The organism is Primorskyibacter flagellatus (assembly GCF_014638275.1).
GTDB lineage: Bacteria > Pseudomonadota > Alphaproteobacteria > Rhodobacterales > Rhodobacteraceae > Pseudooceanicola > Pseudooceanicola flagellatus_A.
Genome location: NZ_BMFJ01000002.1, coordinates 207,947 through 229,385, shown reverse-complemented (window position 1 = coordinate 229,385; position 21,439 = coordinate 207,947). Strand labels below are relative to the sequence as shown.

The following is a 21,439-nucleotide window of genomic DNA, read 5'->3' as shown; positions in this document are numbered from 1 at the left end:
CTCGGTCGGCGGGTCGCTTGGCAAGCTGCGCCGCGTCTTCTATGCACGTCTTTGGCGGGGAAGGCTAGACAACCCCGGACTTGCCGCAAGCCCCTACGCGGCGTCACGGAAAGGCCCGGTATGACAGAGCTTTTGATGCCCGATGCGGACGGCGTCGCGCGGGCGGCGCTGCTGCTTGGCGCGGGCGGGCTGGTCGGGATGCCGACGGAAACGGTCTACGGGCTGGCGGGCGATGCCGCCGACGACCGGGCGGTGGCGGCGATCTATGCGGCCAAGGGGCGACCCAGCTTCAACCCCCTGATCGTGCATGTGCCGGACCTCGCGGCGGCAGAGCAATTGGTCGTGATGTCCGGGGCCGCGCGGGCCTTGGCAACCGCATTCTGGCCGGGACCGCTGACCATGGTGCTGCCTCTCAAGGCGGGCTCACCGGTGTCGCCGCTGGTGACGGCGGGGCTGACGACGCTGGCGGTGCGGGTGCCGGCGCATCCGGTGGCGCGGGCCCTGCTGGCGGCGTTCGGGGGCGGGCTGGCCGCGCCCTCTGCGAACCCCTCCGGCCGTGTTAGCCCGACGGCGGCGGCGCATGTGATGGCGGGGCTGTCGGGGCGGATCGGCGCAGTGCTAGACGGCGGGGACTGCACGGTCGGGGTGGAAAGCACCATCGTCGGGTTCCGCGAGGAGCGGGCGGTGATCCTGCGGGACGGCGGCGTGACCGCCGAGGCCCTGGCCGGGGTGCTTGGCGCGGTGCCGGAGCGGCGGGGTGAAAATGACCAGATTGACGCTCCGGGTCAGTTGGTCAGTCATTACGCGCCGAAAGGACGGGTGCGGCTGGAGGCGACGGCGCCGGAGCCCGGCGAAGTCATGGTCGGCTTCGGTGCCGTCGGCGGGGACCTGACCCTCTCCGCGTCAGGCGATCTGGCAGAGGCGGCGGCGAACCTGTTCCGGCATTTCCACGCGCTCGACGCCATGGGCGCGGACCGCATCGCCGTCGCCCCGGTGCCCGAGGAGGGACTGGGTGTCGCGATCAACGACCGGCTCAGACGGGCGGCGGCGCCGCGCTGACGCTCAGGCGTGGCCGGCGGTGGTGGAGAGGTTGAGCGGGGAGACCTTGGAAATCGCCAGTGCGGTTTCCCATTTCCGCGCATCCGGCGTGCCGAACACCAGTTTCTTCGGCGCATCCCCGACCAGCCAGGCGTTCTGCGCGATCTCGCCCTCCAGCTGGCCAGGACCCCAGCCACAGTAGCCGAGACAGATCAGCGCGGTTTCCGGTCCGGAGCCGTCGACGAGGTCCTCGATCACGTCCAGCGTGCCGGTCATGCCGATCTCGGGCGTTACGGCGAGTGTGGATATGGCGCTGGCATAGTCCGCGGTGTGCAGGACGAAGCCGCGTTCCTGTTCCACCGGGCCGCCGGAATGCACGGGGCGGTCGTGGAAATCGGGCACGCGGTCGAGGTCAAGCTGCTGCGCCAGGTCGGAAAGCGCGACATCCTCTGTCGGGAGGTTGATGCGCAGGCCCATGGCGCCGTCCTCGGAATGGGCGCACAGCAGGATGACGCTGCGGTCAAAGCGCGCGTCGTCCATGTCGGGCATGGCGATCAGGACCTTTCCGGCAATGTTGGTCGTGGCTTTCAAAGGGTGTCGCCTGCTTTGGGAACGGGTAGGGTGTCCCCTTCAACTTGAGCGCATTGTCACCCGGTTTCAACGCTCCGGCACACAGTTTCGCGATTGGCGGCAATGTGAGTTGGCAGGCAACCCGCCCTTCGGCAAGAGTTCAGGCCATGAAATCGCTGCTCCTTTCCGCCCTGCTGTCGCTTTTTGCCGCGCCCCTCGCGGCGAACCCCTATGCCGACAATGTCTCGGTCCGGCTGCTGCCGGGCTGGCAGCTGCCCGACGGGGCGCACATGGCCGCAATCGAGGTCACGCTGGCCGAGGGCTGGAAGACCTACTGGCGCGCGCCGGGGGATGCCGGGGTGCCTCCGGTCTTCTCCTGGGCGGGGTCGGACAACGTGCGCGCGGTGCAGGTCGTGTGGCCGCGCCCGGAGGTGTTCTGGCAGAACGGCATGCGCTCCATCGGCTATTCGAAACATCTTGTCCTGCCGCTCCGGATCGAGCCGGGGGCGCAGGGGCCGGTGCATCTGGACGGATCGCTCCAGATGGGGATCTGTTCGGACATCTGCGTGCCGCTGGTGGTGGACCTGCAGGACCTGCGCCTGCCCGACAGCACGCGCCCGGTTCCGGCGATTGCCGCCGCAATGGCCGACCGTCCCTATTCCGGGGCGGAGGCCGGGGTACGCCGGGTGAGCTGTTCGGTTCAGCCGGATGGCCGGAAGGTGCGGCTGCGGACGGAGATCGAGATGCCCGCGCTTGGCGGGGCGGAGGTTGTGGTCGTTGAGACCGCCGACCCCTCGGTCTGGGTGTCGGAGAGCGAGACCCGCCGCGAAGGTCCCCGGCTGATCGCAGAGACGGAACTGCAGGCGATGCGTGGCGGTGTGCTGATGCTCGACCGGTCCGCGCTGCGGCTGACGGTTCTGGGCGGCAGCCGGGCGGTGGACATCAGGGGGTGTCCGGCGGGGTAGGGGGCCTGCGGGTCGCGGACGCCCGACCGCCCCGGCCTTGCCCGTTCCGTATCACGCAGTGCGCCGCCGCATCCCCATGGCCCCTGCCGCCACCGCGTAGACAACCAGCAGGATCGCCGCCGCCCCGCCGAGGAACAGCGCCAGCGCCGACGGCATCGCGGCCGTTCCGGGCAACATCGCCGCCAGCGGCCCCGGCAGCGCGCCCGCCAAGGCCGCCCATCCAAGCGTCACCGCCGCCCAGCCCAGCACCAGCCCCGTCGCCGCCAGCGTGACACCCCGCAGGCCCCGCGCCCGGCGGGTACGCAGCGCGCGTTTCCACGACCGGACCTGCCGGGCGACATCGTCCTGCAGGGCCATCAGCGCGGGCACGATCAGCAGTACCAGCACCATGCCGAAGCCCAGCCCGTAGACCAGCGTGATGACCGTGGGCCGCAGGAACTGCGCCTGGGAGGAGCTTTCGTAGAGCAGCGGCGCAAGGCCCAGCACGGTGGTGAGGGTGGTCAGCAGTACGGGACGCAGCCGGTCCGCCGTGCCGTCGATGATCGCCGGGATCAGGCCGCGCTGTTCGGCGTGTTCGTCGATGGTCGTCACCAGAACGATGGAGTCGTTGATGATGATCCCGGTCATGCCAAGCAGGCCGACCACCGTGAACATCGACATCGGCACGTCCCAGGCGAAATGCCCGTAGACCGTGCCGACGAGCCCAAAGGGGATGATCGCCATGACGACCATCGGCCGCGTCCAGCTGGAAAAGACCCAGGCGAGGGTGAGGTAGATGCCCAGAAGCACGAGGATCAGGCCGGTGCGGGCGTCGGCGAGGAATTCGTCCTCCTGTTCCGACAGGCCCGACAGGCGCCATTCGACCTGCTGTTCGCTGGCGATGGCGGGCAGGATCTCTTCTGCGAGGGCGCGGTTGATCTCGGCCGCGCGGGCGGGGTCGTCTTCGGAAATGTCGCCGTTGACGGAGATCAGTCGCAGCCCGTTCTCGCGCCGGATGGTCGAGAAACCGGTGCGCCGGTCGACCTTCACCACGTCGGCCAGCGGGACATAGGTGCCCGAAGGCGTGCGCAGCAGCGTCCGGTCGAGGAAGTCGGCGGTCAGTTCGCCCAAGGGCAGTTCGACGCGGATGGCGGCAGAGCGGGGACCGTCGGGATAGGTCGCGGCCTCGATCCCGTTCAGGCGGTTGCGCAGCACCCGGCCAAGGTCGTCGATGGTGAGGCCAAGCGCCTGCCCCTGCGGGGTGAGGTCGAGGATCAGTTCCTCCTTGTCATAGGCGAGGTTGTCCTCCACCGCCGACACCTCGGGGTAGGCGGCAAGCGCCTGCTTCAGTGCCTCGCTCGCCGATTTCAGCGCATCCGAGGAGGCGCCGTAGAATTGCACGTCCAGCGCGTCGCCGCCGGGGCCGGAGCGCCAGCCGCGGAAGCTGAGCTCTTCTAGCAGGGGGTGGCTCTGCACGGCCTCCTGAAGCGAGGCGAGGAAGGTGAAGCTGGAATAGGGGCGGTCGTCGGGGTCGATCAGTTCGATGGCGATCCCGCCAAGCAGGTCCTCGTCCTTGCTGTCCGCGCCGGACAGGCCGCGCCCGGTGTTGCCGCCGATCTGCGCCATGGCAAAGCTGACGGGGTTGGTGCCGTATTCGGCCTCGTACTCTGCGCCGACCTGATCGACGGCCTGCTGCATCAGGCGAAGCTGGGCCATGGTGTCCGCGCGCTCCGCCCCCTCGGCCATCATGAAATTGCCGGAGATGGAGGGCTGTTCGGGCGCGTTGAAGAAACGCCAGGGCACGTCGCCCCGGATCAGCAGCGCCGCCTGCGAGGCCAGCGCGACCATCACCGCGGCCAGCACTACGTAGCGGGCGCGCACGACCAGCGCGACGAAGCGGCGGAAGAGGGTGCGGTTGACCCAGTCGAACCCCTCGTTGAAGCGGCGGGAGGGCCAGTCGTACCAGTGGTCCCGGTCCGCATGGGCAAGGGCGTGTGACATGTGGTGCGGCAGGATCAGGAAGCATTCGACAAGCGAGGCGAGCAGAACCACGATCACCGTGAAGGGAATGTCGGCGATCATGTCGCCGAACCGCCCGCCGATGGCGGTCAGGCCGAAGAAGGCGATGACGGTGGTAAGCGTGGCGGAGAAGACCGGCAGCGCCATGCGGCGCGCGGCGGTTTCCGACGCGGTTACCGGGTCTTCGCCGAAGTGGCGGGCGCGGGCGTCGGCATGTTCGCCGACCACGATGGCGTCGTCGACCACGATGCCGGTGGTGATGATTAGCGCGAAGAGGGAAATCATGTTCAGCGTGATGCCGAACATGTACATCAGCGCGATGGCGGTCAGCATCGACACCGGGATCCCGGCAGCGACCCAGAGCGCGGTGCGGGCGTTCAGGAAAAGAAACAGCAGCACCACGACCAGCGCCAGCCCCATGAGCCCGTTGTCGAGCAGTATGTCGAGCCGGTCCGTGATCTCGTCCGCGCGGGTGCGGATCAGGTCGATGGAGGACCCCTCGGGCAGCGTCGGCTGCATCGCCGTGGCGACCTCTTCGACCTGATGCTGGATCCTGATCGCGTCGCCGGTGTCAGAGCGGTCGACGCGGACGGAGATCGCCGCGTTGTCGCCGACGAAATAGCCGGTCAGGCGGTCCGCGCCCTCGACCCGGATGGTCGCCACGTCGCCCACGGTCAGGGCGGATCCGTCGTCGTTGGCCCGCAGCACGATGCCCGCGATCTGGTCGGCGGAGCGTTTCTCGACCCCGGTGCGCACGCGGGCATTCGCGCCGGTCACGCTGCCCGCCGGATCGGCGTCGACCTCGGCGGCGATGGCGGTGGCGATTTCCGCCATGGTGACATCGTGGGCCATGAGGCTGACGGAGGTGACCTCCACCACAGTCTGCGGCGCGGCGACGCCGGAGATGGTCGAGCGGGTGACGCCCTCCGCGAAGAGGCGGGTGACGAATTCGTCGGCAAAGCGCCCCAGCTGGTCGGGGGAGACGGGGCCGGAGATCACCACGTCGGTCACCCGGTCCCGCCAGCCGCCGCGGCGGATCACGGGGTCCTCGGCCTCATCGGGCAGGGTGGTGACGGATTCGACGGCGGTCTGGACGTCGTCGCCCGCGCGGGTCATGTCCCAGCCCGGCTCGAACTCCAGCTCGATCGTGGCCCGCCCCTCGCGGGAGGCGCTTTCGGTGCTCTCGACCCCCTCCACCGCCAGCAGGGCGGGCTCCATGATCTGCACGATCCCGGCGTCGATGTCCTCCGCCCCCGCGCCGTCCCAGGCGACGGAGACGGTGATGGAATCGACGATGGTGTCGGGAAAGAACTGCGCCCGCATCCGGGGGACAGAGGCGATGCCGATGGCCAGCAGCACCACCAGCAGCAGGTTGGCGGCGGTGCGGTGGCGGGTGAAATAGGACAGGATGCCGCCCGAGCCAGGCAGGGAAGCGGAGGGGACGCGCGCCATGGGTCAGCCCCCGATCCGGGATTCGATGCGTTCGATCATCCGGGCGGGAACGCGGTCGGCGTCAAGCTGGGCCAGAATGCGGGTCTTCATCTCCTCCGGCATGCGGTTGGAGGCGGTGATGAAGGCCTTCAGCTTCTCGCGCCGCTCCGGGGTCAGTTCGACCAGCTCCGCCTCTGCCTCCGCGGGTGCGGCGGCGGCGTCGGGGGGCGCGCGTTCCGTCAGGTCGCGCACCTTTATCCCGGCGCCAAGCAGGGGGGAGCGCTGCGCGACGATGCGCTGTCCGGCGATGTCGTCGCCGCGGACCAGCACCGCGTCGCCCTGGCGGCGCATCAGCGTGACGGGCAGGGCGCGCAGCCGGTCGTCAGGGCCGATGGCGAGCACGGTGTTGCCCGCATCCACGGCGGTGGCGGGCAGCAGGGCGACAGAGTCGAGCGGCGGTTCCTCTACCGCGACCTCGACGAAATCGCCGGGTTTCAGCCCGCCGGGCGCGTCCAGCCGGGCAAAGACCAGCCGGCCCGTCACGCCTTCTCCGACAGAGGCGCTGTCGCGGGTGATCGTGCCCTCCACCGTCAGCCCGATGCCCTGCATGTCGAGCGTCGCGGTCAGCGGCAGCTTCAGCAGTTGTCCCGCGCTGTCGAGCAGGCGGGCGAATTGCGCGGTGGACAGGCGGAAGGCGACCTCGAGCCGGGTGGCGTCGATCAGGGTGGCCAGCTGTTCATTGGTGCTGACCAGCCCGCCCTCGACGGCGGTGACATCGGCCAGCGTGCCGTCGAACCCGGCGCGGATCGTCGTGTCGTCAAGCGTGCGCCGCGCCTCATCCCTGGCGATGCGGGCGCGGTTCAGGGCGGTGGCGGTGGTGTCAACGGCGGTTTCCGCCTGGGCAAGCGCGTTGCGGGCCGACAGCACGGACTGGCGGGCCCCGGCGGCGGCGATCTCGGCCGTTTCGACGGCAGAGGCGGAGCCGACGTTGCGGGCCTGCAGATCCACCTGCCGGTCATAGGCGCGCTGCTGCAGGTCGGCCTGTTCCTGCGTCGCGGTCAGGGTGTCGCGGGCGATCTGCACCGCGCGCTCGGCGTCGCGGGCGGCGATCTCCGCATCGCGCAGGTCGTTGGCGGCCCGGTCGAGCGCGGACTGCGCATTCGCCGGGTCGATCCGGGCGAGGACCTGTCCTTCGGTCACGGTCGCGCCGTCCTCGAACCCGTCCGCCAGTTCGGTCAGGGTACCCGAAGCGCTCGCCCGCAGTTCCAGCGTGCGGCGGGAGCGGATTTCGCCATAGGCGGTGAGCACGGGGGTCACGGTCTGCGGGTCGGCGATCACAGTGTTGACGGCGAAGACCCGTTCGCGGGCCTGCGGAGTGGCCGGTTCATCGGCGAGGCGCGCGCGCACGGCATCCCCGACCAGCGTGGCGGCATAGACCACCAGCGCGAGGGTGATGGACATCAGGAAGAGGCCGGTCAGGCTGTGTCGCAGGAACCGCATCAGGGTCTTTCCGTTTTGGGCGCGGCGAGGGTAGCAGCGCACGCAGGGGATCAGAAGCCACGAAGGCGTTATGGGTATTGTACGCAGCCGGGACGGGGTTCCGTCGAAACTTTTTGAGGCGGCTGGTTTGTTGGGTCGGAATACCCCCTCCCTTGCCCTCCCCCTGCGGGGAAGGGGGCCGATGCGTTTTGCGGGACGGGTTGTGCGAAGGGTCCGGGGCTATTTCCGGCGCAGGTGCTCGTCGAGCCGTGGCATGATCTCGACGAAGTTGCAGGGCTTGTGGCGATAGTCGAACTGGTGGACGAGGATCTCGTCCCACGCGTCCCTGCAGGCCCCGGTCGATCCGGGAAGCGCGAAAAGATAGGTACCTCCGGCGACGCCTCCGGTCGCGCGGGACTGGACGGCAGATGTACCGATCTTGTTCATCGACACGATGGTGAAGACCGTGCCGAATGCGTCGATCTCCTTCTCGTAGACGTCGCGATGCGCCTCCACCGTCACGTCGCGGCCGGTCAGGCCGGTGCCGCCGGTGGACAGGATCACGTCGATTTCGGGGTCGGCGATCCAGGCGCGCAGCTGGCCGGCGATCCGGTCGCGGTCATCGGTGACGATGGCGCGGGCGGCGACGCGGTGACCGGCGGTTTCGATCCGCTCCGCGAGCGTGTCGCCGGAGCGGTCATCGGCGGCGGTGCGGGTGTCGGAGACGGTCAGCACGGCGATGCCGACGGGGATGAAGTCGCGGGTCATTGGGTCCTCATCGTGGCGAGGCGCAGGGCGAGCAGGCCGAAGACCCCGGCACTGATCCGGCCGAGCCAGCGGGCAAAACCCTCGGACCGGGCCAGCCGGTTGCCCGCCCCGCCCGCCAGCTGGCCGACCATGCCGTTGATGACCAGACCGCCGAGGCCGAGCAACGCCCCGAAGATCAGGAACTGCGGCAGGACGGGGCGCGCGGGGTCGATGAACTGCGGGATGAAGGCGAGCACGAAAAGGATCACCTTGGGGTTGGTCAGGTTGACCATCAGCCCCTCGCGGAAGGCATGGGCAGGGGCGGTGTCGGGGATCTTCGACCGGGTGGCGCGCAGGGATTTCACGGCAAGCCAGAGCAGGTAGGCCACGCCGATCCAGCGGATCACGTTCAGCACCCCGGGATGGGCGGCGATGACGGCGGCAAGGCCAAGACCGGCGACGATGGCGTGCACCAGCGACCCGGCGGAGATCCCGGCGCTGGCAGCCCAGGCGGCGCGCGGACCGCGGCGCAGGCCCTGGGCCAGGCAGAACATCATGTCCGCACCGGGTGTCAGGTTCAGGGCCAGACCGGCAGGCAGGAAGGCGAGGAGGATCAGCGGATCGATCATGGCTCACATGCAGGGCAGTGCGACGGGCAGTCGCGGGGTTTCGTGCAGCCGGTCCAGCAGGGCGGCGAAGGCGGGATTGGTGGCGGTGCGCACCACGGGCATCAGGCCGCTGGCGCTGGCCGGATCGGGGCAGGTCATGCCGGTTCTCAGGAAGGCCGCCGTCCGGTCGGCAATCCGCTGCTGCAGCAGGTCGGGGATGCGGTCTTCGGGCACCGGCGGCACGGTGTTCGCGGCGACGAAACTGGCGGAGCGCGCGAGGTTTTCGGCCAGCGCATCGGCCCGCGCGGCATCGACCAGCCCGGGGCAGGACAGCGCGGCGGCGGTGACCTCGATCAGGATGGAGAAGGTGCAGCCCGCCGCACCCTGCTGCGATCCGTCCCGCGCGAAATAGATGTGGCTGCCGTCGGAGAGGGTGGTTTCGACGACGGTGACGGGGCCGGGAAGGTCGAGGCGGCGCGTGGTGTTGCCCGTGCGGGTCGCCTCGTCCGCGTGATCGGCGAAGACCTTTTCGAAGTCGATGTCGAAGGCCGCCGCGGGCGTGGCGAACAGCAGCGAAAGCAGGCACGCCCGGATCATCCGAGCCGCGCCTTCAGCGACAGAAGGTCCGCCCATGCCTCGCGCTTGGCCGAGGGGGTGCGCAACAGGTAGGCCGGGTGCGTCATCGGCAGCGCGGGCTTGCCGAAGGCGGTGGTCCATGTCCCGCGCAGCCGCAGGATTCCCTGTTTTCCAAGCGCGGCGCGGCAGGCGATATTGCCCATGAGCACGATCAGGTCGGGCGCGGCGAGCTCGATATGTTTCTGCACGAAGGGGAGCATCATGGCGATCTCCTCCGCCTCCGGGTCGCGGTTCTGGGGCGGCCGCCAGGGCAGGACGTTGGTGATGTAGACGGCGGAAGCCGCGTCCCCGGCGCTGCGGTCCAGCCCGATGGCCGCCAGCATCCGGTCGAGCAGCTGCCCGGCACGCCCGACAAAGGGGCGCCCCTCGCGGTCCTCGTCCCGGCCGGGCGCTTCGCCCAGGATCAGGACGCGGGCGGCGGGATTGCCGTCTGCGAAGACGAGCGAACGGGCGCCGCGTTTCAACTCGCAGTGCTCGAATGCGGCGATGGCGTCCTTCAGGCCGGAGAGGTCGGTGGCGGCGGTTGCGGACTGGCGGGCGACCTCGACGGCATCGATCTCCTTGCGTTCAACGATGTGCACGGGGGCGGAAGGCGGGGTCTTGGCGACCTCTTCCGCCACGGCAAAACGGTCGACCGGCTCATCGCCGATCGCCTCGTCCGCGCCGAGTTCCACCTGCCAGTCAAGCAGGGCCAGCGCGCTGTGCCAGTCGAGAGCCGATTCCATGAGCGGAGAGTATCCGGTCACGCGGGGAGGGGGAACGGTCGGGATTTCAGGGCGGCCCGACGATCCGCGGCGGCTGCGCCGCTGTCTCGCGCGAAGCGATCTTGCCGGGCGGCTTCATTTGCGCCGGCCGAGGCCCTAACCTCTGGCCTTCGCCCCCATTCCCCCTTATTCCACCCGGAAACCCAAGGGAGCCATCACCATGGACGATCTTTTCAACTCCTTCATGAACGGGCCGGACGAAAAGGGCCGGTTCGGGCAGTTCGGCGGGCGCTTCGTGTCGGAAACGCTGATGCCGCTGATCCTCGACCTGCAGGCGGAATACGAAAAGGCCAAGACCGACGACAGTTTCTGGGAGGAGATGGATTACCTCTGGAAGCACTACGTCGGGCGTCCCTCCCCGCTCTATCATGCCGAACGGCTGACCGAACAGCTCGGCGGGGCCAAGATCTACTTCAAGCGGGACGAGCTGAACCATACCGGCGCGCACAAGATCAACAACGTGCTGGGCCAGATCATCCTTGCCCGCCGCATGGGCAAGACCCGGATCATCGCGGAAACCGGAGCGGGCCAGCATGGCGTGGCGACGGCGACGGTCTGTGCCAAGTTCGGGCTGAAATGCGTGGTCTACATGGGCGCGCATGACGTGCAGCGGCAGGCGCCGAACGTGTTCCGCATGCGGCTTCTTGGGGCCGAGGTGATCCCGGTGACTTCCGGTCGCGGCACGCTGAAGGACGCGATGAACGACGCGCTGCGCGACTGGGTGACGAATGTGCGCGACACCTTCTACTGCATCGGCACGGTGGCAGGGCCGCACCCCTATCCGGCGATGGTGCGCGATTTCCAGTCGATCATCGGCAAGGAAGTCCGCTGGCAGCTGGCGGAGCAGGAAGGCGAAGGCCGCCTGCCCGACACCGTGATCGCGGCGATCGGGGGCGGGTCCAATGCCATGGGCCTGTTCTACGATTTCCTCGACGAACCTTCGGTGCAGATCATCGGGGTCGAGGCCGGCGGCAAGGGCGTGGACGAGAAGATGGAACACTGCGCCTCCCTCACCGGCGGGCGTCCGGGGGTGCTGCATGGCAACCGGACCTACCTGCTGCAGGACGACGAGGGGCAGATCCTCGAGGGGTATTCGATCTCGGCGGGGCTCGATTATCCGGGTATCGGGCCGGAGCATTCCTGGCTGCATGACGTTGGCCGGGCGCAGTATGTCTCGATCACGGACATGGAGGCGCTGGAGGCCTTCCAGCTTTCCTGTTCGACCGAAGGCATCATCCCGGCGCTGGAACCCTGTCACGCGCTGGCGCATGTGATGAAGATCGCGCCGACCCTGCCGAAGGAGCACATCATCGTCATGAACATGTGCGGGCGAGGCGACAAGGACGTGCAGACCGTGGCGCGTTACCTTGGTTTCGACATGTCGGATACGGAGGGGCGGTCGGCCTGACCCCTCCTTCGCAGCAGCTGCCAGACCTTCAGGTCGCGGATGGCGAGCGCAGTGGCGGCGAGGGCTGCTGCGCAGAGCAGCGCCTTTGACATCGCGCCCATGGTGCCTTCGATCAGCAGGGCGTGGGCCGCGCTGGCGATGACCACGCCCGCGACCAGCCCCGTGTGACCGACCCGCCAGAGCCGGGGCGGCAGGCGGTGGCGCAGGCCGGCCAGCAAGGCGGCGGCGAAAGTGCCCCACATGGCCAGCACACCCCAGAGCGAAAACGGCGTGGGGGAGGCGAAGCTCAGTGCGTCGATCACGTCCGGCGGGCTGGCAAGCCAGAGGCCGCCGACATGGATCAGCACGGCAGCGACAAGGACGGCCCCCGCGATCCGGTGCAGACTGCGGGCGCGGCGGGGCGTCAGGCCGGGCAGGCGGGCGGCGGCGAGCAGGGGCTGGATCAGCAGCAGCACCATGGCGGCGATCCCGGCGAACCCGGCCAGGATGTAGACCGGCTGGCGGTACTGCAGGAAGGGGCTGGTCGCGGCCACGGCGAAGGCAACGGCGATCAGAGTGGCGAGCGCAACCCAGATGATAGCGGCTTTGGCGCGCGGCATCGCCTCAGACGGGTTGCAGCACGAAATGGGCAGAGAGAGAGGTGTCGGAGGCGCTGGCCATGACGGGGCGCAGGAAGACGGTCTCGAACTCTCCGCTGTCGTAGGCGAGGTGACCGTGCGGCTGTCCGAAGGCGGGCACGATCTGGGGCATCTCGAGCCGGAATTCCCCGTTCTCGTCCGTCAGGGTCGCGCCGTGGCTGCGGGCGTCGCGTTCGTTGCCTTCGGTGGTGTGGGCCCAGATCTGGATGCGCTGGCCGGGCAGGGGCGCACCGTCGCCCGCGCGGCGCACGGTGCCGGTCATCCAGAAACCGCCGCCGCCGATCCTCTCGACCACCGGCGCGCCGGGGCGGTAGTTGTTCGCGCCGCCGCGCATGGTCTTCGTCGGCGCGAGCGGGGCGGCGAAGGCCGGTCGGATCAGCCCGCCGGTCAGGACCGTGGCGGCGGTTGCGGCGATCAGTCTGCGGCGGGTCGGGGCAAAGCGGGTCACGTCGGGGTCTCCTGCCATGGCGGGGAGCCGGGCGCGGGGCGCGCGCGCGGCCTTGTCTGGTTGAGTATATCGCAGGGACGGCGGAGGACGAGCGGGTCCCACGGCATCGTGAACCGACGGGACCCGCGCGATGAGCCTGGGCTCAGTAGCTGCGATAGTCGCCCTTCATCGCCATCATCAGCGAACGGTGCGCCCAGGTGCCGGTGCCGTCACGCGCCTCGATCTCGCGCAGCTGTGCGACGGCTTCGTCCCGGCGGCCCTGCTGCAGCATGCCCTGCGCCATGTAGGACCGCGCGAGGATAAAGTCCGGGTCGATCGCCAGCGCCTTCTGATACGCCGCCATCGCGCCGTCGAAATCGCCCATCTGGCGCAGGGAAAAGCCGGTGTAGGTCAGGAAGCGCGGGGTGTCGCGGGTTTCGGCCGAGGCAATGACCATAAGGGCAGAGCCGGGACGCCCGGCATAGGCCAGTTCGCGCACGGCCTCGTAGCGGTCGTCATCGTCGAAATCGAGCGAGGCGGACTTTTCGCATTTCTGCTTGTCCTTGTCGAAGACCTCTCCGTCCGCGCATTTGGTCGAGGTTTCGGTCGGCGTCGGCGCGGTGGAATTGTCGCCGGCGGCCCAGAGAGGCTGGGCAAGGGCCATCAGGGCGAGGGCGGCGGCGGTCTGGGAAAGGCGCATCGGAAAACTCCTGAAAGACGGGCGCGACATACGGGCCTGGAACACGGAACACCGCGTCAGGCTAGCACGGATTCCGAGTCGCGGTGATGACAGATCGGCGAGCGGCGGTTTCGCGCCCCCTGCGGATCAGGAGGGGATCTCCTGATGCTGGCGCAGCACTTCGAACGGGATGATCTCGAGCGCGCGGCGATGCGTGGCCTCGAGCCGGACATCCGGGGCGCAGCCCTCCTCGTAGGCCTGCATGAACCGCGAGGCGCAGAGGCACCAGCGGTCACCCGGTTTCAGTCCGGGGAAGGCGAAGGCGGGGATCGGCGTGGACAGGTCGTTGCCGACGTATTTGGAGAAGGCGAGGAATTCCTTCGTCATCACCGCGCAGACCGTATGGGACCCCTCGTCGGCGGCACATGTGTTGCAGTGCCCGTCGCGGAAGAACCCGGTGACGGGGGCGGTGGAACAGGCTTCGAGCTCGGTTCCCAAGACGTTGACGGCAGGATCTTTTTCGGACATTTCGGCCCCCTGGACGCACCCATCCTATCAGGACAAGTGCGGGCTTGCGAGGGGGCGAATGTCACGGTCCCGCGACGCGTCGAACCGGCGTCCATGGGGATCCATCCGGCCGAGTTCCATGACCTCCGGCGCGCCGCCGGTCCAGAGCGTCAGGCGGACGCGCGCCCCGCTCTGCTCCGGTTCCGCCTCCACCCAGAGATGGGCCAGCGGGGCGTCGGGGCGGGCGCGTTTCCCGGCCGCGTCAAGCGCGGCGCGGCAGGCAGCGTCGGTTTCGGGCGGGAAATACTGCCAGGCGATGGTGTGGAAGACGAAGTCGATCACGCCGGGCCGGGGGGCGGCGAGACGGTTGCGCAGCCAGTCGCCCGCGTCGCCCCGGTCGACCACGGGGACTGCAACGGTCAGGGCCGCGTCGATGCGCTGCATCCGGTCGGGCTGGTCGGGCCAGGTGTAGCTGCGCAGCCGCAGCACGGCGGATGGGTCGGAAGGGTCGAGCGGGTTCAGGTCGACCCCGCGCCGGTCGGTCACCGTGACCCCGGCCACGGGGGGCAGCGGGCCGGTCCAGTCCGGCGACAGGGTGATGACCGGATCGGCCGCGCCGCGCGTGGTGCCGTCTGGCAGGGCCAGCGCGTAGCGGTCGAAGAACAGGTTCAGCCCGGCCGAGGCCCCGAGCTCCGACAGCCGGAACGGCAGGCCGGGCAGGGCGGAGGCGAGGGTCTGGGTGGCGGCGATCATCGCGGCCGACCGGCGCACCTCGTTCGTCTGGGGCGCGGAATCGAGCCAGTGCATGATGTGGGTGTGGTGCCTCCTCAGGGCGGAGTCCACCGCCTGCCAGAGCGTCGCTTCGGTGACGTCATGCGGCGGGTAGGCGGCGATCAGGTCGTCGTCCGCGCCAGTCAGCACCAGCGCATGCAGCGCCCCGGCAAAGCGCAGGGCGATGGCTGCGCCATTGGCCCCGACATCGCCCGGCCAGTCCGCAAGGCGGCGGGCGACGGGATCGGAGGAGGTATCGAGCCGGGGCCCACAGAGCCGCAGCATCCGCGCCATGAAGGGAGAGCCGAGCCTTTCGCAGGCCTCCGCCTGGGCGTCGAACACGGCGGCGAGGCTCACCGGAAGCGATCCGCAAGCTTCTGGATGGCGGAGCGGGTGTCGGGTTCGGGCTCCGGCTCCGTGTTGGGATCCGACTTGGGCCCGGGCTTCGTATCGGGCTTCGTATCGGGCTTCGTATCGGAGACCGAGCTCCCGTCACGGTCGGGCGTGGCCGGACCGGCGTTGCGCGGCGGGTTGGTGCGCAGGGCCACCGCGTTCTGGAACCGCGCGGCGTCCTTGGCCGCGAGGTCGGCGATACCGTCCGAAATCCCGCGCATCAGGTCGTCCAGCCAGTCCTGTTCCGCCTTGGCGAAATCCGACAGGACATAGGGCGCGACCTTGTCCTTGTGGCCGGGATGGCCGATGCCAAGTCGCACCCGCCCGTAGTCCGGCCCGATATGCTGGTGGATGGAGCGCAGGCCGTTGTGGCCCGCGTGGCCTCCGCCCTGCTTGACCTTCAGCTTGCCGGGGGCGAGGTCCAGTTCGTCGTGAAAGACCACCACGTCGGCGGGAGAGAGCTTGTAGAAACGCATCGTCTCGCCAACCGACTGGCCGGAGAGGTTCATGAAGGTCATCGGCTTCAGCAGCAGCGTCTTGGTGCCGCGAAGGCTGCCTTCGGTGATCTCTCCGCTGAACTTGGCGCGCCAGGGGGCAAAGCCGTGGTCGGCGGCAATGCGGTCCAGCGCCATGAAGCCGATGTTGTGGCGGTTGGCGGCGTATTTGGCTCCGGGATTGCCGAGGCCGACGAAGAGTCTCATGTCAGGGGTCCCGTGGCTGCGCGTGCGCCGGTTCTAGCGAAGCTGCCCGCGCTGGTCCAGCAGGCGCAGGCGCGGGGCGTGGCGCGCGCGGTAGAGCCGGTTGGCCCAGAACAGCACCAGCGGTGTCTTCCATCCCGCGTCGATCTCGATCACGTCGGTCAGCCGGGCGCCCTGCGCGGTTTCAGTGACGGTGGCGGTGTGGTTCCAGCTTTTCACGCCGCTGCCATGTTCGGCAGAGGTGAAGGTGCGGCTGGCATCGTCCACGGTCAGGATGTCGATGCGGTAGGGTTGCGGCGGCAGGCGGCCGAAAAGCGAAACCTGCGCCTCGATCACCTGGCCGGGGACCATGTCGCCGTGGGGCATTCCGGTCATCGTGACCATGCGCGCGTTCATCTCGACCAGCGCGTCGAGGTCCTTGGTCAGCGCCCAGAGCGCATCGGGGCTGGTGGCATAGTCGCTGGCGACGCGGACGGTTCCGGCCATGCTCTGCTCCTGTCGGATGCGGCAGGGTGGCACGACGCCGAAGACGGGGCAAAGAAAAACGGCCCCGCGGGGTGCGCGGGGCCGTCTGTCGTCCGCTCAGGGGCGGATCATTCTTCGGTGTCGCCGTCCTCGGCTCCGTCCTCGGCGTCGGCGTCGTCCTCGGATTCAGAGGAACGCAGGCCGGACGGTGCCTGGATGTTCGCGATCACGAAATCCCGGTCGATGGCGGGCTTCACGCCCTCGGGCAGGGAAACCATGGAGATCGTGATGGTGTCCCCGATCTGCTTGCCGGTCAGGTCGACGGTGATGTGGTCCGGAATATCGCCGGCCAGCACGTTCAGGTCGACGTCCGGGCGCACGACGGTCAGCACGCCGCCCTTCTTCAGGCCGGGGGCTGCCGCGTGGTTGATGAACTCCACCGGGATGTGCAGGTTCACCCGGCTGGTGCGGCGCAGGCGCATCAGGTCGAGGTGGGTCGGCAGGTCCTTCACCACGTCACGCTGGACGGAGCGGCAGATCACGCGGACATCGTCGTGACCTTCGACCTTCAGGTTCCAGAGCGTCGCGAGGAAGCGCCCGGCCTTCAGCTTCTTGAGCAGGTCGTTGAACGGGATCTGGATGGCAAGCGGTTCGCCTTCGCCACCATAGACAACACCCGGAACCATGCCAGCGCGGCGCGCTGCGCGAGCGGCGCCCTTGCCCGTCCCCGCACGTTCCTGGGCTACGAGATCAGGAATTTCTCCAGCCATTTTCTATTCTCCTAATGGGGCGGACATCCTCCAAGGCTGTATGTCCGCGTGAAGTGGGGCGCTTACACGGATTCTGGGGGTTTGGAAAGGGGGTTTGGGGACGGGCGGACCGGCATCAAACCATGTTGGGTCATCCGCGGGCTTGACCCGAGGAACCCTGGCCGGGGAGATCCCCGGGTCAAGCCCGAGGATGACGGACAACGAACGCCGGGTCCGAAACGGTCGCACGGCGGTCCGGGCAACACCCGCATATGCCCTCTGCCACAAATCCCCTTGCGCCGCCGCCCGCGTTTTCCTATCAGCGCGGCCTTCCCACCCCAAGGATCCGCGCCCCATGACGAACCCCGTTCTGGCCGTCGATTTCGGCACGTCCAACACCGCCGCCGCCGTGCTGCACGACGGCAAGGTCCGCCGTCTGCCGATCGAGGCCGGGGCCGACACGCTGCCGACCGCCGTCTTCTTTCCCGAACGCGGCGCGATGCGGATCGGGCAGGCCGCCACCGCCGCGCTGATCGAGGGCGAGGAGGGGCGGTTCATGCGCGCGCTGAAGTCGGTGCTCGGCACACCGCTGCTGCATGAAAGCCGGCTGATCGCGGGGAAACGACGGACGCTGGCGGGGGTGGTGACGGAATTCCTCACCGAACTGAAGGCGCGGGCGGAGGCGGAAAGCGGTCTGGTCTTCTCCTCCGTCCTGTCGGGTCGGCCGGTCCATTTCCACTCCGCCGACCCTGCGCGCGATGCGCAGGCGGAGACGGATCTGCGTGGCTGCTACGACGCAGCGGGCTTTTCCGACGTCGCCTTTCTGCCCGAACCAGAAGCGGCGGCGCGGGCAAGCACGGGCGCGGCCGGAGAGACCGGGCTCATCGTGGACATTGGCGGCGGGACGTCGGATTTCACGGTGTTCCGGCAGACCGATCGCGGGATCGGGGTGGTGGCGAGCCACGGCGTCAGGCTCGGCGGGACGGATTTCGACCAGGCGATCTCGCTTGCCTGCGTGATGCCGGAATTCGGTCTGGGCGGAGAGTTGAACCGCACGCTCGCCGAGGGCCGGTTGCCGGTGCCGCGTGCGATCTACGTTGACCTTGCGACCTGGGCGCTGATCCCGTTTCTCTACACCGCCGAAGTGCGGCGGCAGGCGGCTGACCTGCTGGCGCACGCGGTGGACCGGCAGCGCATGCAACGGCTGGTGTCGGTGCTGCGGGACGAGCTTGGCCATGACGTCGCCTTCGCGGTGGAGCGCGGCAAGATCGCGGCGAACGAGGCGGGGCGCGGGTCGGTCGCACTTGGTCTGGTGGAAGCGGGGCTGTCGGTGCCGCTGTCCTCCGGACAGGTCAACGCGGCGCTCGCCTCACAGCGCGAGGCGCTGGCGGCGGCGCTGTGGGAAGCGCTGCGGCTGGCCGGGACGGCGCCTCACCAGGTGGATCACGTGGTGCTGGTCGGCGGGTCGAGCCTGATGGCAATGGTGTCGGAAGAGGTCGTCCGGGTCTGCCCCTCCGCCCGGATCAGCCGGGCCGAGGCCTTCACGGCGGTGGTCGACGGTCTGGCACTGGCGACCGGGGAAGCCGGCTAGGGGCAGAGCCCCGCCGGGGCTTTTGCCCTGACGAATGGCGGCTGACGGCAGGGGACTGCTGATCCGAGGAGCTCCCCGGCCCCTGTGACCGACCCGGGCCCGGATAATCGGGGCGTAAGTGGCAGGAGTTCCTCGGGTCGAGCCCGAGGATGACGGCGGATGTGTCGGCGGGGCGATGCGTGCCGCGGGCGTTCGTGATCAACGGGGAGACAACCTGCCACTGCCCCGGTGCCGCGCAAGCGTTTTGTGCTTGAGGAATAGCCGGTTGACGGGGGGTAGGCCCCGAGGCCGTTATCCCTTTCTGGCGTCATCCTCGAACTTGATCCGAGGATTTCCCGGGCCCCTGTGACCGACCCGGACCCGGGTAGCCGGGGCGCAAGTGGCAGGAGATCCTCGGGGCGGGCCCGAGGATGACGACGAGGGACGGAGGCCGAGCGGCTTAGCCCTTGCGGCGCGGCGGGGCGTCTCCGCCTTTGCGGGGGGCGGCCTTACCGGGCTTTCCGCCTTTTGGGCCGGGCTTGCCACCCTTCGGTCCCGGTTTGCCTCCCTTGCCGTCGAATTTCGCGCCGCGGCGGGGGGCGCCGTCCATGCGGGCGCTCGGGTTGGCGGCGTTCCTCGGGGCGCGGTCGCCCTCGGCTTTCGGGCTGGCGGGTTTCCCGCTGCCCGTGCCGCCGGGCTTGCCGCCGAACTTGCCGGCGGGTTTTCCGGCGCTCTTCCAGTCGCCCTTGCCGCGGGGACGGTCGTCGTTGCCGTCGCGGTTCCGGCCGTGCGGGCGGTCGTCGTCGCGGGGGCGGTCCTTTCGGTAGGGGCGGTCACCGGACCTTTCGCCCCCCTCGCGTTCCTTGCGGTTGCCGGACCATTTCGGTTTGTCGCCGTCCCGAGGCTTGCGGTCGCCGGTGCGGTCGGTGCGCTCCTGCCGGTCGCGGTCGCGGTCGGGTCGGGCCGGGCGGCTGTCGGGCCTAGCATCTCCGCGCGGGGTGTCCGTGTCCTTGCGGCCCCAGACCGCGCGGGGGGAGGCGGAGGCCGGAGTGTCGTCGCGCGCCGCCTTGTGGCGCGGCTTGCGGGGTTTGTCCTCTGCCGGTTCCGTCACGGAGGCGTCCGGCATGTCGGCGTCGGGGGCAGAGGGCGCGGCCTCTGCCTCGTCCCGGCGGGGGCGGGCTTCGCGGGTCTGCGGATCCCGGTCGGGGCGGTCCTCTCGCGGGCCCTTGCGATGCGGCGCGCGGGGGGCGCGGTCGGTGTTCCGGTCGGGGCGGGGGCCGCGCGGGACGGGGCGGGTGGCTTCGTCGGGGATACCGTCCTGAAGGGTGGCGTGGATGCCGTCCTCCATCAGCCCGTCCGGGCCAAGCGCGGCGGCCATGCCCTCGGCGGCGGCCTCTGAGATCTCCACGTAGGTTACGGCATCCATCACGCGGATCCGCCCGATCCCGGTCTTGTCGATCCCGGCGGTGCGGCAGATCAGCGGCAGGATCCACCGCGGCTCTGCGTTGCGGTCACGCCCGACCGAAAGCGCATACCAGACGGAGGGGCCGAATTCGCCACGCTCCGCCCGCTCCTCGCGCGGCTTGCGGTCAACCGGCGCATTCAGGTCCTCGGGCGCGGAGAGACCGGCGCGGTAGAGCCGCAGGCAGGCGACCGCGATGGCCTTCGCGTCGTGGCTTTCGGTGAGGCGGGCGGCGAATTCGGCTTCGGCCTCCGTCATCTCACCGGACCAGGCGGGGTCTGACAGCAGGCGGGTTTCGTCAAGCGCATGGATCGCCTCGGGCGAGGGGGGATAGGTCCATTCCGCCTGCAGCTTGGCCCATTGTAGCAGCCGCGCGGCCTTCTTGGCGATCTTGTCCGGCACGATCAGGGCGGAGATTCCCTTGCGCCCGGCACGGCCCGTCCGGCCCGAGCGGTGCAGCAGGGTTTCGGTATTCGTCGGCAGGTCCGCGTGGATCACGAGGTCGAGGTTCGGCAGGTCGATCCCCCGCGCGGCCACATCGGTGGCCACGCAGACCCGGGCGCGGCCGTCGCGCAGGGACTGGAGGGCGCGGGTGCGTTCGTCCTGCGTCAGCTCTCCGGACAACGACACCACCGCGAAGCCCCGGTTGGACATGCGCGCGGTCAGGCGGGCGACGGCGGCGCGGGTGTTGGCGAAGACGATGGCGGTCTGGGAGTCGTGGAACCGCAGCAGGTTGATGATGGCGTGTTCGGTGTCATGCGCCGCGCACTGCACCGCCTGATAGGCGATGTCGGCGTGCTGTCCCTTGGCGGTCTGGGTGGAGATACGCTGCGCGTCGCGCTGGAAGGTCCCGGCGAGCTTTTCGATCGCGGGGGGCACGGTGGCCGAAAACATCAGGGTACGGCGGTCCTGCGGGGCCTCGCCCAGCATGAATTCCAGATCCTCGCGGAAGCCGAGGTCCAGCATCTCGTCCGCCTCGTCCAGCACCACGGCGCGGATGTCGTCCAGCACCAGCGCGCCGCGTTCGATGTGGTCGCGCAGGCGGCCCGGCGTGCCGACGACGATATGCGCGCCGCGATCCAGCGCGCGGCGTTCGTCACGGGCGTCCATCCCGCCGATGCAGGACACGATCCGCGCCCCTGCCTTGCCGTAGAGCCATTGCAGTTCGCGCTGCACCTGAAGCGCCAGTTCCCGGGTCGGCGCGACGATCAGCGCCAGCGGCAGGGCGGGCGGGCCGAGGCGCGCGTCCTCACCCATAAGGGTCGGCGCGATGGCCAGGCCGAAGCCCACGGTCTTGCCGGATCCGGTCTGGGCCGAAACCAGCAGGTCCTGATCCGCGAGCGCGGGGTCTGAGACGGCCTCCTGCACGGGGGTGAGGGTGGTGTAGCCGCGCTCTGTCAGGGCGTCGGAGAGGGTCTGGATCATGGCGGCGGTTC

The 21,439-nt window shown here is 69.5% G+C and carries 20 protein-coding genes; 4 read left to right on the top strand and 16 right to left on the bottom strand.

Going from position 1 to position 21,439, the window contains the following annotated elements:
* The first annotated feature begins 120 nt into the window (after positions 1–120).
* The gene (locus IEV87_RS15315; protein WP_188478701.1) at positions 121–1,059 is read left to right on the top strand and encodes an L-threonylcarbamoyladenylate synthase; all 939 of its coding nucleotides are present in this window, start codon (positions 121–123) and stop codon (positions 1,057–1,059) included.
* A 3-nt stretch (positions 1,060–1,062) separates the two neighbouring features.
* Here the strand turns inward: IEV87_RS15315 and IEV87_RS15310 are convergent, their stop codons facing one another.
* Positions 1,063–1,629 carry a YqgE/AlgH family protein gene (locus IEV87_RS15310; RefSeq protein WP_229737654.1) on the bottom strand — a complete coding sequence of 189 codons (567 nt, stop codon included), beginning with the start codon at positions 1,627–1,629 and terminating at the stop codon, positions 1,063–1,065.
* 146 nt (positions 1,630–1,775) lie between these two features.
* Between IEV87_RS15310 and IEV87_RS15305 the strand changes: the two genes are divergently transcribed.
* The gene (locus IEV87_RS15305) at positions 1,776–2,573 is read left to right on the top strand and encodes a protein-disulfide reductase DsbD domain-containing protein (protein ID WP_188478700.1); all 798 of its coding nucleotides are present in this window, start codon (positions 1,776–1,778) and stop codon (positions 2,571–2,573) included.
* A gap of 51 nt (positions 2,574–2,624) precedes the next feature.
* Here the strand turns inward: IEV87_RS15305 and IEV87_RS15300 are convergent, their stop codons facing one another.
* The 6 genes from IEV87_RS15300 to IEV87_RS15275 form a co-directional block, all read right to left on the bottom strand.
* Positions 2,625–6,023 (bottom strand): efflux RND transporter permease subunit, encoded by a 3,399-nt coding sequence (locus tag IEV87_RS15300; RefSeq protein WP_188478699.1) that lies wholly within the window; start codon positions 6,021–6,023, stop codon positions 2,625–2,627.
* A 3-nt stretch (positions 6,024–6,026) separates the two neighbouring features.
* Positions 6,027–7,502, bottom strand: coding sequence for an efflux RND transporter periplasmic adaptor subunit (locus IEV87_RS15295; protein ID WP_188478698.1), 1,476 nt, complete (start codon positions 7,500–7,502; stop codon positions 6,027–6,029).
* 219 nt (positions 7,503–7,721) lie between these two features.
* Positions 7,722–8,249, bottom strand: coding sequence for a molybdenum cofactor biosynthesis protein B (gene moaB, locus IEV87_RS15290; protein WP_188478697.1), 528 nt, complete (start codon positions 8,247–8,249; stop codon positions 7,722–7,724).
* Positions 8,246–8,857 carry a LysE family translocator gene (locus tag IEV87_RS15285; RefSeq protein ID WP_188478696.1) on the bottom strand — a complete coding sequence of 204 codons (612 nt, stop codon included), beginning with the start codon at positions 8,855–8,857 and terminating at the stop codon, positions 8,246–8,248. Before IEV87_RS15285 ends, moaB begins: the two co-directional genes overlap by 4 nt.
* Positions 8,858–8,860: 3 nt before the next feature.
* Positions 8,861–9,433, bottom strand: a complete 573-nt coding sequence (locus IEV87_RS15280; RefSeq protein ID WP_188478695.1) for a hypothetical protein — start codon at positions 9,431–9,433, stop codon at positions 8,861–8,863.
* Positions 9,430–10,197 carry a uracil-DNA glycosylase gene (locus IEV87_RS15275; RefSeq protein ID WP_188478694.1) on the bottom strand — a complete coding sequence of 256 codons (768 nt, stop codon included), beginning with the start codon at positions 10,195–10,197 and terminating at the stop codon, positions 9,430–9,432. Before IEV87_RS15275 ends, IEV87_RS15280 begins: the two co-directional genes overlap by 4 nt.
* A gap of 199 nt (positions 10,198–10,396) precedes the next feature.
* Here IEV87_RS15275 and trpB point away from each other — a divergent pair, with 199 nt between their 5' ends.
* On the top strand, positions 10,397–11,644 hold the full coding sequence (gene trpB, locus IEV87_RS15270; RefSeq protein ID WP_188478693.1) for a tryptophan synthase subunit beta: 1,248 nt from the start codon (positions 10,397–10,399) through the stop codon (positions 11,642–11,644).
* On the opposite strand, the gene IEV87_RS15265 is transcribed toward trpB, so the two are convergent.
* The 8 genes from IEV87_RS15265 to IEV87_RS15230 form a co-directional block, all read right to left on the bottom strand.
* Complete coding sequence (locus IEV87_RS15265) at positions 11,599–12,243, bottom strand: ferric reductase-like transmembrane domain-containing protein (protein ID WP_188478692.1); 645 nt, start codon at positions 12,241–12,243, stop codon at positions 11,599–11,601. The two genes, trpB and IEV87_RS15265, sit on opposite strands and share 46 nt — an antisense overlap.
* A 4-nt stretch (positions 12,244–12,247) precedes the next feature.
* Complete coding sequence (locus tag IEV87_RS15260) at positions 12,248–12,748, bottom strand: twin-arginine translocation pathway signal (RefSeq protein WP_188478691.1); 501 nt, start codon at positions 12,746–12,748, stop codon at positions 12,248–12,250.
* Positions 12,749–12,872: 124 nt separating this feature from the next.
* Positions 12,873–13,409 carry a tetratricopeptide repeat protein gene (locus IEV87_RS15255; RefSeq protein ID WP_188478690.1) on the bottom strand — a complete coding sequence of 179 codons (537 nt, stop codon included), beginning with the start codon at positions 13,407–13,409 and terminating at the stop codon, positions 12,873–12,875.
* Positions 13,410–13,535: 126 nt separating this feature from the next.
* A complete protein-coding gene (locus tag IEV87_RS15250) occupies positions 13,536–13,916 on the bottom strand; it encodes a DUF2237 family protein (protein WP_188478689.1) in 381 nt (126 codons plus the stop codon).
* Between the two features lie 27 nt (positions 13,917–13,943).
* Positions 13,944–15,023 (bottom strand): DUF2332 domain-containing protein, encoded by a 1,080-nt coding sequence (locus IEV87_RS15245; protein WP_188478688.1) that lies wholly within the window; start codon positions 15,021–15,023, stop codon positions 13,944–13,946.
* Entirely contained in the window at positions 15,020–15,760 is a 741-nt protein-coding gene (gene pth, locus IEV87_RS15240; protein ID WP_188478687.1) for an aminoacyl-tRNA hydrolase, read from the bottom strand. Before pth ends, IEV87_RS15245 begins: the two co-directional genes overlap by 4 nt.
* Before the next feature lie 33 nt (positions 15,761–15,793).
* The gene (locus IEV87_RS15235) at positions 15,794–16,243 is read right to left on the bottom strand and encodes a hypothetical protein (RefSeq protein ID WP_188478686.1); all 450 of its coding nucleotides are present in this window, start codon (positions 16,241–16,243) and stop codon (positions 15,794–15,796) included.
* A gap of 107 nt (positions 16,244–16,350) precedes the next feature.
* Positions 16,351–16,992, bottom strand: coding sequence for a 50S ribosomal protein L25/general stress protein Ctc (locus IEV87_RS15230; RefSeq protein ID WP_188478685.1), 642 nt, complete (start codon positions 16,990–16,992; stop codon positions 16,351–16,353).
* Positions 16,993–17,326: 334 nt separating this feature from the next.
* Between IEV87_RS15230 and IEV87_RS15225 the strand changes: the two genes are divergently transcribed.
* Entirely contained in the window at positions 17,327–18,562 is a 1,236-nt protein-coding gene (locus IEV87_RS15225; RefSeq protein ID WP_188478684.1) for an Hsp70 family protein, read from the top strand.
* Positions 18,563–19,001: 439 nt separating this feature from the next.
* Here IEV87_RS15225 and IEV87_RS15220 read toward each other — a convergent pair whose 3' ends face one another.
* Positions 19,002–21,428, bottom strand: coding sequence for a DEAD/DEAH box helicase (locus IEV87_RS15220; protein ID WP_188478683.1), 2,427 nt, complete (start codon positions 21,426–21,428; stop codon positions 19,002–19,004).
* Between the last annotated feature and the right edge of the window lie 11 nt (positions 21,429–21,439).

Excerpts from the sequence above, each read along its gene's own strand:
- IEV87_RS15235 (WP_188478686.1), bottom strand. The coding sequence starts at position 16,243 with ATGGCCGGAACCGTCCGCGTCGCCAGCGACTATGCCACCAGCCCCGAT.
- IEV87_RS15285 (WP_188478696.1), bottom strand. The coding sequence starts at position 8,857 with ATGATCGATCCGCTGATCCTCCTCGCCTTCCTGCCTGCCGGTCTGGCC.
- IEV87_RS15260 (WP_188478691.1), bottom strand. The coding sequence starts at position 12,748 with ATGGCAGGAGACCCCGACGTGACCCGCTTTGCCCCGACCCGCCGCAGA.
- IEV87_RS15305 (WP_188478700.1), top strand. The coding sequence starts at position 1,776 with ATGAAATCGCTGCTCCTTTCCGCCCTGCTGTCGCTTTTTGCCGCGCCC.
- IEV87_RS15300 (WP_188478699.1), bottom strand. The coding sequence starts at position 6,023 with ATGGCGCGCGTCCCCTCCGCTTCCCTGCCTGGCTCGGGCGGCATCCTG.
- IEV87_RS15250 (WP_188478689.1), bottom strand. The coding sequence starts at position 13,916 with ATGTCCGAAAAAGATCCTGCCGTCAACGTCTTGGGAACCGAGCTCGAA.
- IEV87_RS15280 (WP_188478695.1), bottom strand. The coding sequence starts at position 9,433 with ATGATCCGGGCGTGCCTGCTTTCGCTGCTGTTCGCCACGCCCGCGGCG.
- IEV87_RS15220 (WP_188478683.1), bottom strand. The coding sequence starts at position 21,428 with ATGATCCAGACCCTCTCCGACGCCCTGACAGAGCGCGGCTACACCACC.
- trpB (WP_188478693.1), top strand. The coding sequence starts at position 10,397 with ATGGACGATCTTTTCAACTCCTTCATGAACGGGCCGGACGAAAAGGGC.
- IEV87_RS15225 (WP_188478684.1), top strand. The coding sequence starts at position 17,327 with ATGACGAACCCCGTTCTGGCCGTCGATTTCGGCACGTCCAACACCGCC.
- pth (WP_188478687.1), bottom strand. The coding sequence starts at position 15,760 with ATGAGACTCTTCGTCGGCCTCGGCAATCCCGGAGCCAAATACGCCGCC.
- IEV87_RS15230 (WP_188478685.1), bottom strand. The coding sequence starts at position 16,992 with ATGGCTGGAGAAATTCCTGATCTCGTAGCCCAGGAACGTGCGGGGACG.
- moaB (WP_188478697.1), bottom strand. The coding sequence starts at position 8,249 with ATGACCCGCGACTTCATCCCCGTCGGCATCGCCGTGCTGACCGTCTCC.
- IEV87_RS15295 (WP_188478698.1), bottom strand. The coding sequence starts at position 7,502 with ATGCGGTTCCTGCGACACAGCCTGACCGGCCTCTTCCTGATGTCCATC.
- IEV87_RS15315 (WP_188478701.1), top strand. The coding sequence starts at position 121 with ATGACAGAGCTTTTGATGCCCGATGCGGACGGCGTCGCGCGGGCGGCG.
- IEV87_RS15265 (WP_188478692.1), bottom strand. The coding sequence starts at position 12,243 with ATGCCGCGCGCCAAAGCCGCTATCATCTGGGTTGCGCTCGCCACTCTG.
- IEV87_RS15255 (WP_188478690.1), bottom strand. The coding sequence starts at position 13,409 with ATGCGCCTTTCCCAGACCGCCGCCGCCCTCGCCCTGATGGCCCTTGCC.
- IEV87_RS15275 (WP_188478694.1), bottom strand. The coding sequence starts at position 10,197 with ATGGAATCGGCTCTCGACTGGCACAGCGCGCTGGCCCTGCTTGACTGG.